This is a genomic window from Intrasporangium sp. DVR, from assembly GCF_040365325.1.
Taxonomy (GTDB): domain Bacteria; phylum Actinomycetota; class Actinomycetes; order Actinomycetales; family Dermatophilaceae; genus Intrasporangium.
The window spans coordinates 51,146-67,652 of sequence record NZ_BAABZW010000015.1; the positions used below are offsets into that span (position 1 = coordinate 51,146).

General features: G+C 71.2%; 19 protein-coding genes. 15 read left to right on the top strand and 4 right to left on the bottom strand.

Going from position 1 to position 16,507, the window contains the following annotated elements; translation table 11 throughout:
- The first annotated feature begins 50 nt into the window (after positions 1-50).
- The 6 genes from ABWV20_RS11295 to trmD all read left to right on the top strand — a co-directional run bounded on the left by ABWV20_RS11295 (position 51) and on the right by trmD (position 4,871).
- Positions 51-1,139 carry an amidohydrolase family protein gene (locus ABWV20_RS11295; protein ID WP_353355257.1) on the top strand — a complete coding sequence of 363 codons (1,089 nt, stop codon included), beginning with the start codon at positions 51-53 and terminating at the stop codon, positions 1,137-1,139.
- Positions 1,129-2,052, top strand: a complete 924-nt coding sequence (locus ABWV20_RS11300; protein ID WP_353355258.1) for a GNAT family N-acetyltransferase — start codon at positions 1,129-1,131, stop codon at positions 2,050-2,052. Before ABWV20_RS11295 ends, ABWV20_RS11300 begins: the two co-directional genes overlap by 11 nt.
- Positions 2,053-2,219: 167 nt before the next feature.
- On the top strand, positions 2,220-2,693 hold the full coding sequence (gene rpsP / locus ABWV20_RS11305) for a 30S ribosomal protein S16 (protein WP_353355259.1): 474 nt from the start codon (positions 2,220-2,222) through the stop codon (positions 2,691-2,693).
- A gap of 2 nt (positions 2,694-2,695) precedes the next feature.
- Entirely contained in the window at positions 2,696-2,938 is a 243-nt protein-coding gene (locus ABWV20_RS11310; RefSeq protein WP_353355260.1) for an RNA-binding protein, read from the top strand.
- Between the two features lie 193 nt (positions 2,939-3,131).
- Positions 3,132-3,671 (top strand): ribosome maturation factor RimM, encoded by a 540-nt coding sequence (gene rimM / locus ABWV20_RS11315; protein ID WP_353355261.1) that lies wholly within the window; start codon positions 3,132-3,134, stop codon positions 3,669-3,671.
- A gap of 6 nt (positions 3,672-3,677) precedes the next feature.
- A complete protein-coding gene (trmD, locus tag ABWV20_RS11320; protein WP_353355262.1) occupies positions 3,678-4,871 on the top strand; it encodes a tRNA (guanosine(37)-N1)-methyltransferase TrmD in 1,194 nt (397 codons plus the stop codon).
- Here trmD and ABWV20_RS11325 read toward each other — a convergent pair.
- Positions 4,868-5,626: an ABC transporter permease gene (locus tag ABWV20_RS11325; RefSeq protein WP_353355263.1), complete on the bottom strand. Its 759-nt coding sequence runs from the start codon at positions 5,624-5,626 to the stop codon at positions 4,868-4,870. The genes trmD and ABWV20_RS11325 overlap by 4 nt on opposite strands.
- Positions 5,627-5,919: 293 nt before the next feature.
- Here ABWV20_RS11325 and rplS point away from each other — a divergent pair, with 293 nt between their 5' ends.
- The 8 genes from rplS to dprA all read left to right on the top strand — a co-directional run bounded on the left by rplS (position 5,920) and on the right by dprA (position 12,477).
- On the top strand, positions 5,920-6,294 hold the full coding sequence (rplS, locus tag ABWV20_RS11330; RefSeq protein WP_353355264.1) for a 50S ribosomal protein L19: 375 nt from the start codon (positions 5,920-5,922) through the stop codon (positions 6,292-6,294).
- A 66-nt stretch (positions 6,295-6,360) separates the two neighbouring features.
- Positions 6,361-7,131 carry a signal peptidase I gene (lepB, locus tag ABWV20_RS11335; protein ID WP_353355265.1) on the top strand — a complete coding sequence of 257 codons (771 nt, stop codon included), beginning with the start codon at positions 6,361-6,363 and terminating at the stop codon, positions 7,129-7,131.
- A 57-nt stretch (positions 7,132-7,188) separates the two neighbouring features.
- The gene (gene lepB, locus ABWV20_RS11340; RefSeq protein ID WP_353355266.1) at positions 7,189-8,220 is read left to right on the top strand and encodes a signal peptidase I; all 1,032 of its coding nucleotides are present in this window, start codon (positions 7,189-7,191) and stop codon (positions 8,218-8,220) included.
- A gap of 10 nt (positions 8,221-8,230) precedes the next feature.
- On the top strand, positions 8,231-9,013 hold the full coding sequence (rnhB, locus tag ABWV20_RS11345; RefSeq protein ID WP_353355267.1) for a ribonuclease HII: 783 nt from the start codon (positions 8,231-8,233) through the stop codon (positions 9,011-9,013).
- The gene (locus ABWV20_RS11350) at positions 9,010-9,330 is read left to right on the top strand and encodes a DUF2469 domain-containing protein (protein ID WP_013493108.1); all 321 of its coding nucleotides are present in this window, start codon (positions 9,010-9,012) and stop codon (positions 9,328-9,330) included. The genes rnhB and ABWV20_RS11350 overlap by 4 nt, the downstream gene beginning before the upstream one ends.
- A 128-nt stretch (positions 9,331-9,458) precedes the next feature.
- On the top strand, positions 9,459-9,839 hold the full coding sequence (locus tag ABWV20_RS11355) for a YraN family protein (protein ID WP_353355268.1): 381 nt from the start codon (positions 9,459-9,461) through the stop codon (positions 9,837-9,839).
- Positions 9,836-11,386: a YifB family Mg chelatase-like AAA ATPase gene (locus ABWV20_RS11360; RefSeq protein ID WP_353355269.1), complete on the top strand. Its 1,551-nt coding sequence runs from the start codon at positions 9,836-9,838 to the stop codon at positions 11,384-11,386. Before ABWV20_RS11355 ends, ABWV20_RS11360 begins: the two co-directional genes overlap by 4 nt.
- The gene (gene dprA / locus ABWV20_RS11365) at positions 11,383-12,477 is read left to right on the top strand and encodes a DNA-processing protein DprA (protein WP_353355270.1); all 1,095 of its coding nucleotides are present in this window, start codon (positions 11,383-11,385) and stop codon (positions 12,475-12,477) included. Before ABWV20_RS11360 ends, dprA begins: the two co-directional genes overlap by 4 nt.
- Positions 12,478-12,526: 49 nt before the next feature.
- Here dprA and ABWV20_RS11370 read toward each other — a convergent pair whose 3' ends face one another.
- Entirely contained in the window at positions 12,527-13,552 is a 1,026-nt protein-coding gene (locus ABWV20_RS11370) for a sulfite exporter TauE/SafE family protein (RefSeq protein ID WP_353355271.1), read from the bottom strand.
- Positions 13,553-13,684: 132 nt separating this feature from the next.
- Between ABWV20_RS11370 and ABWV20_RS11375 the strand changes: the two genes are divergently transcribed.
- A complete protein-coding gene (locus ABWV20_RS11375) occupies positions 13,685-14,647 on the top strand; it encodes a tyrosine recombinase XerC (protein ID WP_353355272.1) in 963 nt (320 codons plus the stop codon).
- A 7-nt stretch (positions 14,648-14,654) separates the two neighbouring features.
- Here ABWV20_RS11375 and ABWV20_RS11380 read toward each other — a convergent pair whose 3' ends face one another.
- Entirely contained in the window at positions 14,655-15,221 is a 567-nt protein-coding gene (locus ABWV20_RS11380) for a murein hydrolase activator EnvC family protein (RefSeq protein ID WP_353355273.1), read from the bottom strand.
- A 102-nt stretch (positions 15,222-15,323) separates the two neighbouring features.
- Entirely contained in the window at positions 15,324-16,487 is a 1,164-nt protein-coding gene (locus ABWV20_RS11385; RefSeq protein WP_353355274.1) for a pyridoxal phosphate-dependent aminotransferase, read from the bottom strand.
- Positions 16,488-16,507: the final 20 nt, after the last annotated feature.

Consider the following 16,507-nt stretch of genomic DNA (forward strand, 5'->3'; position numbering starts at 1 on the left):
CCGGCGGCCGCCGCTGACCGTGCGAGGGCCGGTCTGGGTAGGGTCGCAGCATGAGTGCGCCGGTGCTTCATGTCCGTGGTCAGGTCCTCATCGGCCCCGAGGAGGTCCGCGACGAGCTCTGGGTCATCGACGGCAGGGTGTCCTTCACGCCGCCACGGTCCGGCACGGATGTGCAGACCCTGGACGGATGGGTGCTGCCTGGCCTCGTCGACGCCCACTGCCATGTCGGCCTCGACCCGCACGGGGCAGTGCCCAGAGAGGTCGCCGAGGAGCAGGCGGTCACGGACCGCGATGCCGGCACCCTCCTCATCCGCGACGCCGGCCAGCCCGGCGACACCCGCTGGGTCGACGAGCGGGAGGACCTGCCCAAGATCATCCGGGCCGGGCGCCACATCGCCCGGACCCGTCGCTACATCCGCAACTACGCCCACGAGGTCGAGGAGTCGGAGCTCGTCGCGCACGTGCGGCTCGAGGCGCACCGCGGTGACGGGTGGGTCAAGCTGGTGGGGGACTGGATCGACCGCGAGGTCGGTGACCTCGCCCCGAGCTGGTCGGCTCAGGCCGCCGCCGATGCCATCGCCGCTGCCCACGAGGAAGGCGTTCGCGTCACCGCCCACTGCTTCGGCGAGCAGTCGCTGCGTGACCTGGCCGCGGCCGGTATCGACTGCGTCGAGCACGCCACCGGGCTGCAGGAGGACACGATCGACGAGTTCGCCCGACGGGGCATCGCCATCGTCCCGACGCTCGTCAACATCGCCAACTTCCCCGCCCTCGCGGCCCCTGCGGCTGAGAAGTTCCCTGCGTACCACGAGCACATGCTCGACCTCCACGCACGGCGGCACGCGACCATCGGTGCGGCTCATGAAGCAGGTGTCCCGATCTACGTCGGCACCGACGCCGGGGGGAGCCTGCCGCACGGCCTCGTGGCCCAGGAGATCGTCGAGCTGACCAAGGCCGGGCTGTCCAGGCTCGAGGCGCTGGACGCCGCGACGTGGGGGGCACGCGCCTGGCTCGGCCGTCCGGCGATCGAGGAGGGCGAGGACGCGGACGTCGTCGTCTACGGCGCCGACCCCCGAGACGACGTCACGGTCATCGCCGAGCCCAAGGGGATCGTCCTGCGAGGCCGCATTGTCCGCTGAGCTCCTGGGCCATGCCCCGGTTCGCGGGGACCGGGTCGAGGTCCGGCCCCCGTCCACCGCCGACGAAGCCGGCTACGCGGCGGCGGTGAAGCGCTCGGCCCAGCGGCTCTCGGAGTTCGCGGTTCCCGACCCGAACAACCTGCCGGCCATCATCGCGAACCAGTCGGCGACCTACCGCACCTTCATGGTCCATGCGCTCGAGCCGGAGGGGGAGTACGACCTCGTCGGTCGCGCCAACGTCGCGAACGTCGTCAGGGGTTCGTTCAACAGCGCCACGATCGGCTACGACGCCTACGACCCCTATGTGGGGAAGGGCCTCTTCGCGGAAGGACTCCAGCTGGTCCTCGACCTCGTCTTCGCCGATGAACCCCAGGGCATGGGCCTGCACCGGATCGAGGCCAACATCCAGCCGTCCAACGTCCGGTCGGCCGGGCTCGTGCGGTCGCTCGGCTTCATCCACGAAGGCTTCTCCCGGGACTTCCTCCACCTCCCGGGTCACGACGGGCGTCGGGCCTGGCGCGACCATGACCGCTACACCATGCTCGCCAGCGCATGGCCGGCGGCGCCCTACCGGCACGAGCCGATGCGTCGCGTCGCCGCCGTCGTCGCCGGGCCCCCGGCGCTCGACTCCAGGGGCCTTGCGGCGCAGCTGGCCGTGGAGCTGGCCGTGCCGCTCTTCTCGGCATCGACGGTCACCACGACCTCGACCCTGTTCGAGCTGCTCCGGGCGTCGCCGGTCGGCGGCGTCATCGAGGCGAAGGTCGCCGGGCCTGAGCTGCGCATGGGACTGGCCCGAGCCGGGCTCGACCCGGTGGCCGTCCCGGTCTTCGGGCCGATGCCGGACGCGAGCAAGCGTGAGGTCGTCGAGCGGGCGCTTCGCGTCCGGGCCGCGTTCGCCCAGGGGGAGCGGTGAGGCGCGGGTTCGGGGCACGCTCGGTGATCTGGCAGAATGGTCGGCTGTACCCGTCGGGCCAGCATCCTCTCGCCTGACCTGGACGCCTACACCGAGCGTCGGCTCCCCGGGTGTTCCCCACCCGGTCTCGCCGTGTTCACAACCAAGAAACAGGAGACACCACGCCAGTGGCAGTCAAGATTCGTCTGAAGCGCATGGGCAAGATCCGTGCACCGTTCTACCGTGTCGTCGTCATGGACTCACGCACCAAGCGTGACGGCCGGGCGATCGAGGAGATCGGCAAGTACCACCCGACCGAGGAGCCCTCGCTCATCGAGATCGACATGGAGCGCGCCAACTACTGGATCAGCCAGGGTGCGCAGCCCACCGAGGCCGTGGCCGCCCTCCTCAAGGTCATCAACGACGGCAAGCTCCGGACCAAGGAGCAGGGCCCGTCCAAGAAGGAGCGCTACGAGGCGGCTCTCGCTGCTGCCGGCAAGGCGACCGACGAGAAGGACGCGTCCGGCGCACCGCGCAAGAAGGCCGCCAAGAAGGCGCCTGAGAAGGCCACGGAGAAGGCGGCGGAGCCGGCTGCCGAGCCGACTGCTGAGGTCGAGGCGCCCGCCGAGGCTCCCGCCGACGCCGAGAAGAGCGAGTCCTGATCATGCTCGAGGAGGCGCTCGAGCACCTCGTCAAGGGCATCGTCGACCATGACGAGGATGTCGTCGTGCGTCGCAAGGAGCTGCGCCGCGGCGAGCTGCTCGAGGTGCGCGTCCACCCGGAGGACCTGGGCCGCGTGATCGGTCGATCCGGCCGCACGGCCAGCGCCCTGCGCACGGTCGTCAACGCCCTGGCAGGCAACGGCAACGTGCGCGTCGACATCGTCGACACCGACCGGGCTCGCTGAGCGCCGAGAAGCGCCGAGTGGGGTGTCCCGGGTCTCCGGGGCGCCCCACTTTTCCGTGTGGGCACATGATGACGTATGCCGCTGGGCTCGCTTCCGCGACGAGTCCCCTTTCGTGGTCGGTCGCGGGTCCTCCGTCGGGGCGCGCGCGTGGTGGGTTCGTCCGGCCGACCGCGCTCCTGAGAGGATGACCGCCATGACCGCCGACAAGCTCCTGGTGGCCCGCATCGGCAAACCGCACGGGTTGCGCGGTGAGGTGACCGTCCAGCTGCACACCGACGAGCCGGAGCGCCGCTTCGTCCCGGGGGAGCAGCTCGACACCGAGGCCGCGCCCGGTTCCGGTGTGCCGAAGCGCCTGACCATCAGGTCGACGAGGGACCACAACGGCACCTGGCTGCTCGCCTTCGAGGAGATCCCGGACCGCACGGGCGCCGAGGGTCTGCGTGGCACCCGCCTGCTCATCGACGAGTCGGCCGCCACGGTCGATGAGGAGGAGGCGTGGTTCGAGGATGACCTCGTCGGCCTCGAGGTGCGCGACGGGGAGGGGGCGGTCATCGGCGTCGTCACCGGCCTCGACCTCGGTGCGGCCCAGGACCGGTTGGTCGTTCGCCTCACCGACGGGGTGACCGTCCAGGTCCCCTTCGTCGAGGCGATCGTCCCGACGGTCACCGCCGACCACGTTGTCGTCGTCGCACCGCCCGGCCTGTTCGATCTCTATCGCGAGCCCGGGGCCTGACCCCGCATGCGCATCGACGTCGTCACGATCTTTCCTGCCTACCTGTCGCCCCTCGAGCTGTCGCTCATCGGCAAGGCCCAGGAGGACGGCCTGCTGACGGTGGCGGCCCACGACCTGCGGGACTTCACCCACGACCGGCATCGCACCGTCGACGACACTCCCTTCGGGGGCGGCGCCGGCATGGTGATGAAGCCTCAGCCGTGGGCGGAGGCCCTCGACCACGTGCTCGCCCAGGGAGCCGGCGGCACACCGGCCGCGCGCCCCCACCTGGTCGTCCCCGGGCCGGGCGGCACTCCGTTCACGCAGTCGATGGCCCGCGACCTCGCCCAGGAGCCGTGGCTCGCCTTCGCCTGCGGTCGCTACGAGGGCATTGACGAGCGGGTCTACGAGTACGCGCGGGAGGATCTCGGACTCCCGGTCTCCGTGGTCAGCCTCGGCGACTACGTGCTCAACGGCGGTGAGGTCGCCGTTCTCGCCATGGTCGAGGCCATCGCGAGGCTGCTGCCAGGGGTCATCGGAAACGCGGAGTCGCTCATCGAGGAGTCGCACGAGGACGGGCTGCTCGAGTACCCGATCTACACGAAGCCGCGGGTGTGGAACGGCCGCGACGTGCCGGAAGTGCTCCTCTCCGGAAACCACGCAGCGATTGCGGCGTGGAGGCAGGAGCAACGGCTGGCCCGCACGGCGGCCCGTCGGCCCGATCTGCTCCATCCGGCGCAGGTCACGTCGGGCGGTGATCTCATGGTCGACATCCGCCCTGCCGAACCCGCCGACGTGCCAGAGCTGTTCACCCTCACCAAGGCGTGCTGGGTCCAGGAGGCCATCGCCAACGACCGGCTCGACATCCCGCCGCTCGTCGAGACCCTCGACGAGCTCCGCGGCAGCCTCGCACAGACGCAGACGTGGATTGCCCGTGCGGGTGCGCGGCTCGTCGGGTCGGTGCGCACCCACGTGCGGGGGGATGACCTCTTCATCTCGAGGCTCATGGTGGCACCGGACCTGCAGGGCAACGGGCTCGGGCGGCGTCTGCTCCGCTGGGCCGAGGAGTCCGCCCCGGGCGGCACCCGGACCATCTCTCTCCTCGCTGGAGCTCGCAGCACCGACAACCTCCGGATGTACCGCAAGGCCGGGTACCGCCTTGCCGCAGAGCAACCCGAGATCCCCGGGGCGGTCGAGCTGGTCAAGCGCCGGCGCAGCTAGGAAACGAGGGCCGCGCGCAGGTCGGCCGGCAAGGTGCGCCGAGCCCGGATCAGTCGCGCCTCGACTCCCGCCGTGACGGCCTGCGTCGCCATGATCGCGAACAGCACGAGCACCTGGGCCGTTGCCGCCTGGACTGCACTGCCACCGCCGAGCATGACACCGATGAACGCGCCCGGCAGCGTGACGACCCCTGACGTCTTGACCTGGTCCAGGCTGGGAATGAGTCCCTCCGGCACTCTCCGCGCGATGATCTCGTCGATGGCCTGGGCGGGCAGGAGGCCGAGCGACAGCGCTGCCTCGTACTGTGCGCGCTCCTCGCGCAGGGCCGCGAAGGCGCGCCGGCCGACCAGGGTGTGCACCGTCATCGTGTTACCGAGAATGATGCCGACGACGGGGATGAGCGCGATGCCCTTGAACGGAATGGTCCCGCTCAGCAGGAGGATCACGAGCACCGGGAGGACCCCGGCGGCCATCGCAGCGGTCGCCCACGGCCAGGCTCGCGGGCTGCCGATGCGCCGGCTCGTGGTCAGCACCGCCATGGCGAACATCCCCAGCAGGGCCAGCACCGAGAGCCAGATCGAGCCGACCACCCCGGTGATGACCGCGGCGGCCACCGTGAGCTGTCCGGCGGCGCGCAGGCCGGCGATGACGGACTGGCGGCCCAGCCCGTGGCGGAACGCGAGGTTCGCGACGACCGCCACGAGCATGAGGGCGACGAGCGCGATGGCCACCGGCCACCCGGGGTTGATGGTCACGGTCCGACGCTATCCTCCAGTCGTCGGATCGCCATGCTGCCCGACCGCACGGGACGCGCCGTGGAGGGAGGCCACGGCTGGGACCGGGCCCAGCGGCATACGGCCGGATTTTCGTAATGGGCCCGCGCTCTGGCAAACTTGGTCCTTGCGTCCGGTTGACGACGGCCCCTGCCACAGGGGGAGTCCTGCCAGCGGCACCGAGCAGTGCTCGCAAAGCCGGCAGACGTGGCCGCACGGACAGCAGACCAGACATCCTCACGGGTGGCCTGTGGCACCCAGGAAAGCGAAGCACCATGCACACGTTTGACGCGATCGACGCCGCATCCCTCCGCTCGGACATTCCCGACTTCCGGGCCGGCGACACCCTCAAGGTGCACGTCAAGGTCGTCGAGGGCACCCGCTCCCGCATCCAGGTCTTCCAGGGGGTCGTCATCCGCCGCCACGGCGGTGGCATCGGCGAGACCTTCACCGTTCGCAAGATCTCCTTCGGTGTCGGTGTCGAGCGCACCTTCCCGCTCCACACCCCGATCATCGACAAGATCGAGGTCCTCACCCGTGGTGACGTCCGCCGCGCGAAGCTCTACTACCTGCGCGGCCTGCGCGGCAAGGCCGCCAAGATCCGCGAGAAGCGCGACTCCGTCCCGGCGAAGTCCGAGGCCAAGGCCTGATCGGCGCCGGACACCTGGCGCGTTGGTGACACGAGGCGCGGTGGTCCCCGGGTCGAGCGGTTCCTCGTGAGCGAGGTGCCGTCCGTCCCGGGCTCCGCCGCGTCCTCGTCGTCCTCGCCAGAGGGGCAGCCCACCTCGTCCGATCCATCGTCCGGTGGGTCGTCCGGTGGGTCGTCCGGTCGGTCGTCGGGTCCCGGGCCCCGTCGGCGACACCGCGACCTGAGGTGGCTCGTCGGGCCCGTCGTCGCCCTGCTCCTCGTCCTCGTCGTGCGCGCGCTCTTCGTCGCGCCGTTCAGCATCCCGAGCGGCTCCATGGAGGACACGCTCCACGTCGGAGACCGCATCCTCGTCGACCGCACGACGAGCATCGACGAGCTCGAGCGCGGCGACATCATCGTCTTCGACGCCTCCCGGGCCTTCCACCTCGAGGCCCCCGACAAGGGTCTGCTGGGCGCTCTGGTCGACGCGCTGGAGGGGCTCGTCGGGCACGGCCCCCCGACCGACTACGTCAAGCGTGTCATCGGCCTGCCCGGCGACCGGGTCCGCTGCTGCGGACCGGAGGGCCGCCTCGAGGTCAACGGAACCGCCGTCGACGAGCCCTACCTCAAGCCGGGACAGCAGGCGAGCACGATGACCTTCGACGTGCTCGTGCCCCCGGACCGCCTCTGGGTCATGGGAGACAACCGAGCCGGTTCCTCCGACTCGCGTGCGCACCTCGGCGAGCCCGGTGGCGGCATGGTCCCCGGAGACGACATCATCGGCAAGGTGTGGGTGCGATACTGGCCGCTCGATCAACTCGGAGCAGTCGACCAGGACGAGAGCTCAGGCGCCCCATAGGCCCCCGGGGCTGAGGCCCCACACCCGGAAGTGCTCCCCACGACGAAACGGTGAGTGATGTCGCAAGTGCCAGGCCGCCCGGAGTACTCGGGACCGCAGCCGGACGGTGCCGGCGATCCCGATGGTGGGCCGTTCGGCGATGGCCCGCGAGGCGTCCGTGACGCGGGTCCGGACGGCGGCACGAGCCTCGGGAGCTCCGGCGACGCCGACACCGAGGGTGACTACGCAGTCGGGGACGGCGACGACAACGACGACAACGACGACGAGCAGCGCCGTGGTTTCGGGGCCGGCCTCGTGGCTGCGCTCAAGGAGCTGCTCATCATCGTGGTGCTGGCCATGGCGCTCTCGTTCGTCGTCAAGACGTGGCTGTTCCAAGCCTTCTACATCCCGTCTGGGTCGATGGAGGACACCCTCGTCAGGGACGACCGCGTCATCGTCAGCAAGCTGACCCCTGGGCCGTTCGACCTCCGGCGTGGCGACGTGGTCGTCTTCGAGGACCCCGCAGAGCCGTTCCCCTGGCTCGGGGGGGCCGCGATCAACGGCACGTCCGACGTCGGGGGACCCCTGCACGACCTCCTCGTCTTCGTCGGGCTCCTGCCCGAGGACGCCGAGAACCACCTCATCAAACGCGTCATCGGCCTGCCCGGCGACCACGTCGTCTCCAAGGGCGGCACCGACCCGATCACCATCAACGGCGTCCCCATCCAGGAGACCTACCTCAAGCCGGGTGACGCACCGAGCGAGGGCAAGGCCTTCGACATCGTCGTGCCGGCCGACCACGTATGGGTGATGGGCGACCACCGGTCCGACTCGTCCGACTCGAGATACCACGACGCGCCGTCCAACAACGGCACCGAGGGGTCGGTGCCCATGGACAAGATCGTCGGGCGGGCCCTCTTCATCGTCTGGCCCATCGACCACGTCACCTGGCTCGGCGTGCCCGAGCGGACCTTCGAGGACGTTCCCGCACCCTCTGGCGAGGCTCCCGCACCGCGGTCCAGCGCCCCGACCGGGAGCTCCCTCACCCAGCACGAGCGCAGCGCCGTGACAGTCCCGAGCGTCGCCTCGGCGACGTCGGACCCCTCCTGAGGACAGCGGAATGACCGGCCGGACCCCGTCGAAGAAGCCCTCGCTCAGAGTGGAGCGACAGCTGCAACGATCCGGTCACCGGCTCCTGGCCGGCATGGACGAGGTCGGGCGCGGCGCTCTCGCCGGCCCCGTCAGCGTCGGAGTCGTCGTCATCGACGACACCGTGCGGTCGGCGCCGACCGGGGTCAAGGACTCCAAGCTGCTCACCGAGCGAGCCCGCAAGGGACTCGTGCCGAGGATCCAGCGTTGGGCGACCGCCCACGCAGTCGGCCACGCATCGTCCGACGAGATCGACGCCATGGGCATCATGGCCGCGCTCCGGCTCGCCGGCCTCCGGGCGCTCGCCGCGATCGACGTCGTCCCTGACCTCGTCATCCTCGACGGGAACCATGACTGGCTCACGGCTCCCTACGACGTCGGCCTGCTCGCCTTCGCGGACCCGGACGGGCCGAGGACGCCGCCCGTGACGACGATGATCAAGGCAGACCTCAAGTGCTCGTCGGTCGCCGCGGCCAGCGTGCTCGCGAAGGTCGAGCGGGATGAGCTCATGATCGGGCTGGGAGCCGAGCACCCGGCATACGGCTGGACTCTCAACAAGGGGTACTCCGCCCCCGAGCACATCGACGCGCTCGCCCGACTGGGCCCCTGCGAGCTGCACCGGCGCTCCTGGCGGCTGCCCGGGGTCTACGGGGAAGGCTCCGTGGACCTGCTCGACGAGGTGTTGAATGAGGGAACGGAGGCCTACGCGCCGCCGCTCGTGACGGCAGACCAGACAGAAACGGCGGTCAGGTGAGTTCGGAAGACCTCGAGAAGTACGAAACCGAGATGGAGCTGCAGCTCTACAAGGAGTACCGCGACGTGGTGGGCCTGTTCACCCACGTGGTGGAGACCGAGCGGCGCTTCTACCTGGCCAACTCCGTCGACCTCAAGGTCCGCACCGACGGGGGAGAAGTCTTCTTCGACGTGACGATGGCCGACGCCTGGGTCTGGGACATCTACCGGCCGGCGCGGTTCGTCAAGAATGTCCGGGTCGTGACGTTCAAGGACGTCAACATCGAGGAGCTTCCCAAGCCGGACATCAAGCTGCCCGAGTCCGGGGAGTTCTCCTGACCGCGTGAGATCACCGCCGGATCGCCCTGAGCCGGCTGCTGTCCACACCCCCCGGGGCAGGCACCGCGTCGTACACAGGGCCGAGACCGGCTGCCGCGTCAGACGACGGACGCGGCGAGGGTGGTCACATGGACACCCCACCGACCCGGGCCCTGGGCGCGTACGGCGAGGCACTCGCCGCCCGATACCTCTCCGACTCCGGATTCACCATCCTCGACCGCAACTGGCGCTGCGCACGCGGTGAGATCGACATCGTGGCGCGAGAGGCGGACGCGCTCGTCGTGTGTGAGGTCAAGACGCGTCGCACCGAGCAGTTCGGTGCGCCTTTCGAAGCAGTCACCCGCGAGAAACTGCGGCGACTGCGGCGGCTGGCCCTGCTCTGGCTCGATGCCCGCCCGCGGGCGGACCGGCGGCGACTGGGCACGCGAACGATCCGGATCGACGTCATCTCGATCCTCCGACCTCACATGGGCACGGCCCGACTCACGCACCTGCGGGGCGTCCAGTGAGCCTCGGACGCACCAGGGCGGTAGGCCTGAGCGGCGTCAACGGCTTCGTCGTCGAGGTGGAGGCGCATGTGGCCGGCGGTCTACCCGGCTTCGTCATCAGCGGGCTCGGCGACTCCGCGGTCAAGCAGGCCCCCGAGCGGATCAAGGCGGTCTCGTCCCTGGTTCCCCAGATGCTGGTGAACCAACGTCGCGTCACCGTCAACCTCTCCCCGGCGGGGCGACGCAAGGTCGGGACCGGGTTCGACCTGGCCATCTTCGTCGCGGTTGCCGCGGCGATGCGGATCGTGCCCCGGCAAGTCGTTCGAGAGGTCGTGCACCTCGGGGAGCTCGGCCTGGACGGGTCCGTGCGCGGCGTGACGGGCGTGCTGCCCGCAGCGCACGCCGCCTACCTCGCGGGCATCCGACACCTCGTCGTGCCAGCGGTCAACGCTGCCGAGGCACGACTGGTGACCGGGCTCCAGGTGCACGCGGTCGCGGACGTGCGCGAGCTGGTCCAGCGCTACCGCGACCTCGCTCGTGGCCTCGCCGTCGCCCCGGTCGAGGAGCCGCCACGGGTCGAGATCCGCGATGGTGGCCCTCGGACCGACCTGTCCGACGTCCTGGGCCAGGCGGAGGCCAAGATCGCTCTCGAGGTGGCGGCCGCGGGCGGCCACCACCTGCTGCTGGCGGGCCCGCCCGGTGCAGGCAAGACCATGCTCGCCGAGCGGCTCCCAGCGCTCCTCCCACCACTCGACGAGGCTCAGTCGATGTCGGTGACAGCCATCCATTCGGTCCTCGGACTGCTCGACGACGTGCGCCTCATCAACCGGCCTCCGTTCGTGGCGCCGCACCATGGGGCCTCCCAGGCGGCGATCATCGGTGGCGGGAGCGGTCACATCCGCCCAGGTGCCATCACGCAGGCCAACTGCGGTGTCCTCTTTCTCGACGAGACACCAGAGTTCGACAAGGGGGTCCTGCAGTCGCTGCGGACCCCGCTCGAGCGAGGCAGCGTCACCATCGCCCGAGCAAACGAGTCCGTCACGTTCCCGGCGCGCTTCCAGCTGGTGCTCGCCGCCAATCCCTGCCCGTGCGGCAACGGCTGGGGCCAGGGGACCGACTGCACCTGTTCGGTGACGATGCGGCGCAACTACTTCGGCAAGCTCTCCGGGCCGCTGCTCGATCGCGTCGACCTCCAGGTCCACGTGCAGCCGCCGGGGCTGTCGCTGACCGCCCAGCCCCCGGGTGACGGCACGCGCGAGGTGGCCGCACGGGTCGCCGCCGCCCGGGCGGTCCAGCTCGAGAGGTGGCGTGGGCTGCTGATCGACGGTTGGGCGCTCAACGCGCACGTTCCCGGGTCCGTGCTGCGCTCGTCGGCTTGGCGTCTCCCAGCCACGGCGACGAGCCCGCTCGACCGCGCGCTCGACCGAGGCAGCATCAGCCTGCGCGGATATGACAGGAGCCTGCGCAGCGCCTGGACCATCGCGGACCTGTCCGGTCTGCAACGGCCGGGACGGGACCAGGTCGAGCTCGCCCTGTCGATGCGGCGGCAGGTCGGGGCCGCAGCATGACGGACGACCGACTGGCCAGGGCGGCGTTGTCCAGGCTCGCCGAGCCCGGTGATCGGCTCGTGCACGCGCTGCTCACCGAGCACGGTGCGGCGGCAACGCTGGAGCGGGTGAGGCGGGGGAGCGGCAGGCTCGCCCGATTCGCCGAGCGGGTCCGCCGGCTGGACGTCGACCGTGACCTCTCGACCGCGGCCAAGGTCGGGGCGCGGCTCGTCGTCCCCGGAGACGACGAGTGGCCGGAGCGGCTCGCCGACCTCGCGATCCCGCCGTGGTGCCTCTGGGTGCGTGGGCCGGCTGACCTCGCCTCGGCCACCCGACGCTCGGTCGCGGTCGTCGGCTCGCGCCTGTCCACCGCCTACGGCGAACAGCTGGCCGCAGATCTCGCGGCGGGCGTGACCCAGCGGGGGTGGACCGTGATCTCCGGCGCCGCCTTCGGGATCGACGGGGCGGCCCACCGGGGCGCGCTCGCGGTCGACGGCGTCACCGTGGCAGCGCTCGCCGGCGGGGTCGACCGGCCCTACCCGTCCGGGCATGCCCGCCTCATCGACCGGATCGCCGAGACCGGCGCCGTCCTCTCCGAGGTCGCCCCCGGATCTGCCCCGATGCGGACCCGGTTCCTGCAACGCAACCGGCTGATCGCCGCCATGGCGAAGGGGACGGTGGTGGTCGAGGCGGACCTGCGCTCGGGCTCTCTCAACACCTTGGGCACCGCGGTCGAGCTCGGCCGACCGGTCGGCGTCTTCCCGGGGCCGGTGACCTCGATGACGTCAGCCGGGTGCCATGCCAAGATCCGGTCGGGGATGGCAACACTCGTCACCGGGACAGCTGAGGTCCTCGACCTGGTGGGAGACATCGGCGCGGACGCCTGCGAAGAGCCACGGGGCGAGGAGCGGCCCACCGATGGGCTGGCCCCCGACGACGCCAAGGTCCACGATGGGCTACCCCATCGGGCCTGGGTCGATCTGGCCGAGGTGTGCAACGCCTCGGCTCTCGCTCCGATGCAGGCGATGGCCGCCCTGGCGCGGCTCGTCGAGCTGGGGCTCGCCGAACGTCGCGACGGCTCGTGGCGAAAGGCCAACCGCCGCGCGGGCTAGGTGCGATGTCCAGGGAGGGTGCCCGGCGCCGAGGAACTCTCGACATCGGTCAGCGCCGCAGCGGTGCCTGGGTGCGGTCATCTCCGTTCGGCCGTCGCGCTCCCTCGGTGACCGGGCTGCCGTCGGCGTCCGGGGCTGCCTGGAGACTCGGGTCGTCGATCGCCGGCGGCTCGGCCGGTCCGCGGCGGATGACCCAGCCGAGGACCCCGACCAGCGTGATGAGCGCTGCGATCACGAGCAGGCCGTTGAGCCAGCCCTGCTGTGCGTAGGCGATCACCTCCGCCCCGACCTCCTGGCTCAACATGAACACAGCCATGACGAGGACGAACCAGCCGAACGCCGTGCGCAGCCGGTCCGGTGCAATCTTGCCGACGAGCCTGCTCCCGATCAGCGCGCCGACGATGGCGACCCCGGTGACGAGCAGGGTGACGGACCAGTCGATCGCGGTCTCCGGGTTCGCCCGGACGAGCTGTCCCTCGACGCCGAACTGGAGCGCGTAGCCGGCAAACCCGGCTGCGGCCTTCATCGAGATCACCAGGAGCGAGGTGGCCACGGCGGCGCCCATGGGCAGGCCGCCGAGGAGGACGAGAGCTGGCACGACGAGGAAGCCACCTCCTGCGCCCACGATGCCCGTGACGAGGCCGACGACGAAGCCGTCGAGGAGGATCCGAAAGAGCGGCAGGCCGCTGGGATGGCGGGAGGTGGTGCTCTGACGGCCACGGATCATGGCCACTGCGGTGACGCCCATCATGATGGCGAACGCGCCGAGGAGGAGTGAGCCGGGGAGGTGGGCGCCGAGCTGGCCCCCGATGAACGCCCCGACCATGCCGGCGAGTCCGAAGATGACGCCGGTGCGCCACCGGACCCTGCCCTGCCACGCGTGGTGGATGAGCCCGAACATCGAGGTGACGGCGACGAGGAAGAGGCTGGCCGTGATCGCCTGCTTGGCCTCGAAGTCGAGCACGTACACCAGGAGGGGGGTCGTGAGGATGGATCCGCCGCCACCGAGGAGCCCGACGGCCACGCCGATGAAGATGGACAGGAAGGCTGCGAGGGCCAGGAGGGGGGCGGCCATGGGTCGTGTGCTCCTCGGAGGTCGCGGTCACCGGTCACGACCCACTATACCCCCCGGGGTATGCGAACGCGACATGGCACCTTCCGGTCGCCGGTGCTTGCCCCCACCGTTCGCTTTTGCGATGGTGCGCACATGAGCCGCACCGGAGAGCCAGGGTCCGCCCGGGTCGCGGCGCCGCCCGCACTCTCACCCGGACTCGCGGCCGTCGTGGCCGACTTCGCGCGCCACCTGCGGTCCGAACGCGGACGTTCCGAGCACACGACCCGGGCCTACCTCTCCGACGTCAACCACCTGCTCTCCTTTGCGCTCACCCACGGCGTGACCGGGCTCGAGGACCTGCGGCTCCCCGACCTGCGCTCGTGGCTGGGTGACCAGGCCGATCGGGGTGCGGCACGCTCGACCATCGCCCGCCGGGCCGCGGCGGCGAGGACCTTCCTCAAATGGGCGAACCGCACGGGGCGCATCGACACCGACCCCTCACTCCGGCTCGTCGCACCGCGGCGCAACCGCACCCTGCCGGACGTGCTCAAGCAGCGTGAGGCGAGCGAGATGCTGGACCTCGCGGCGCTCAGGGCAGACGACGCGGACCCGATCCACATGCGCGACCGAGCCATCCTCGAGCTGCTCTACGCCACCGGGATCCGGGTGGGAGAGCTGGCGTCCCTCGACGTCGACGACCTCGACCTTCGGGATCGGACGGTTCGGGTGATGGGCAAGGGCGCCAAGGAGAGGGTCGTCCCCTTCGGGGTGCCGGCCGCCCGGGCCTGCGAGGAGTGGCTGCGGGCGGCGCGACCGGCGCTCGTCGGAGCGCGCTCCGGCCCGGCGCTGTTCCTGGGGCGCCGAGGAGCGCGGGTCGACCCGCGTCAGGTGCGTTCGTTGGTGCACGAGGTCCTCAGCCATCTCCCGGACGCTCCGGACCTCGGCCCCCACGGGCTGCGCCACAGTGCGGCGACCCACCTGCTCGAGGGCGGGGCGGACCTACGCATGGTCCAGGAGGTGCTCGGGCACGCGAGTCTCGCCACGACGCAGATCTACACGCATGTCTCCGTCGACCGGCTCCGCAAGAGCTACGAACAAGCTCACCCCCGAGCCTGACCCACCGTCAGCCGAGGGGCAGCAGCACGACGGGAAACCGCCCGAGCAACGACAGGGGATCGAGGTACTCGCGGCCACGGATGACGCCCCAGTGCAGACACGTGGTGGGCTCGCAGTGGGTCCGGTCGTCGGTGACCAGGCCCACGACCTGTCCGCGAGCGACCGTCGCTCCGACCGACACCGAGCCGGCCACCGGCTCGAAGGTGCTGCGCGGTCCGCCGGGGTGACGGACGACGACGACCCCCCGGCCGGCGAGCCTCGCGGCGAAGGTGACCTCCCCGGCGGCCGGGGCGTGGACGGACTGCCCCACCGAGGCGCGCAGGTCGACCCCCCGATGGCCGGGCTCCCACCGTCGGCGGGGCGGGGCGAAGCGGTGGACGACGTCCGGCTGCGGCAGCAGCGGCCAGGCCCAGTCATCCGGCTGGGCGACCGGCCCTCGCGGCTCGGCGCCGGCGGCGGTGCGGGGAGCGGGACTGGACGCCCGCGACTCGGTCGCGGGGGAGAGGCCGGTCGTCAGGCCGAGGGCCAGGCCGGCTCCGGCCAGGGTCGCGACGAGCTCACTGCTGAAGACCATGAGCCAAGGCTCGCCTGGTTCGGCGGGTGGGTCCCGACGCGGAAGCTCAGGTCGTGGACAACACGTTGCCCTGCCGGGGGATGTGGACAGGGCCCGCGCAGCTCAGGCCAGCCGGGCCCCGGCGAGCCGGCGACTGGCCTCCACGAGCACCTCGTCGCGTTTGCAGAACGCGAACCGCACGAGGGTCCGGGCGGCTCCCTCGTCGTCATGGAACACCGACACGGGCACGCCCACCACGCCGGCCAGCTCGGGGAGCCGGCGCGCGAAGTCCAGTCCGTCGACGGCCCCCAGGGGTGCGGCGTCGGCGATGACGAAGTAGGTGCCGCGAGGGCGGGAGACCGTCAGGCCCGAGGCCTGCAGGGCTTCGCACAGCAGGTCGCGCTTGGCCTGGAGGGACGACGCCAGGTCGGCGTAGACCTCGTCGCCGAGCCCGAGGGCGACCGCCACCGCGGGCTGGAAGGGCCCCGACCCGACGTACGTCAGGAACTGTTTCACCGTCCGGGCCGCAGCGACGGCCTCGGCCGGACCGGTGAGCCAGCCGACCTTCCAGCCGGTGGCCGAGAACGTCTTGCCGGCGGACGAGATGGTGATGGTGCGCTCGGCCATGCCCGGCAGGGTCGCCATCGGGATGTGCTCGGCATCGTCGAACACGAGGTGCTCGTAGACCTCGTCGGTGACGACCCACGCGTCGTGCTCGCGCGCGAGCTCGGCGACGAGCTCGAGCTCCGCGCGGGTGAAGACCTTGCCCGTCGGGTTGTGGGGCGTGTTGAGCAGGACGAGGCGGGTCCGCTCGGAGAAGGCGGCACGAAGCGACTGCTCGTCCACCGCGAAGTCCGGGAAGCGCAGCACCGACGTGCGTCGCGTCGCGCCCGCCAGCGCAATGGTCGCTGCGTAGCTGTCGTAGTAGGGCTCGAAGGTGACGACCTCGTCGCCCGGCTCGCAGAGCGCGAGGATGACCGCGGCGATCGCCTCGGTCGCGCCGACCGTGACGAGCACCTCGGAGGCCGGATCCACCCGCAGCGAGTAGAAACGGTCCTGGTGGGCGGCCACCGCCTCCAGCAGCTCGGGCACCCCCGGGCCGGGCGGGTACTGGTTGCGTCCGCCGTCGATGGCGGCCTTGGCCGCGTCGAGCATCTGCTGCGGCCCGTCAGTGTCGGGAAAGCCCTGTCCGAGGTTGATCGCCCCGGTGCGGGTGGCGAGTGCGGACATCTCCGCGAAGATCGTCGTCCCGAAGGGGGTCATCCGAGACGTCAGCAGTGACCTCATGCGTCGCACCCTACCCACGC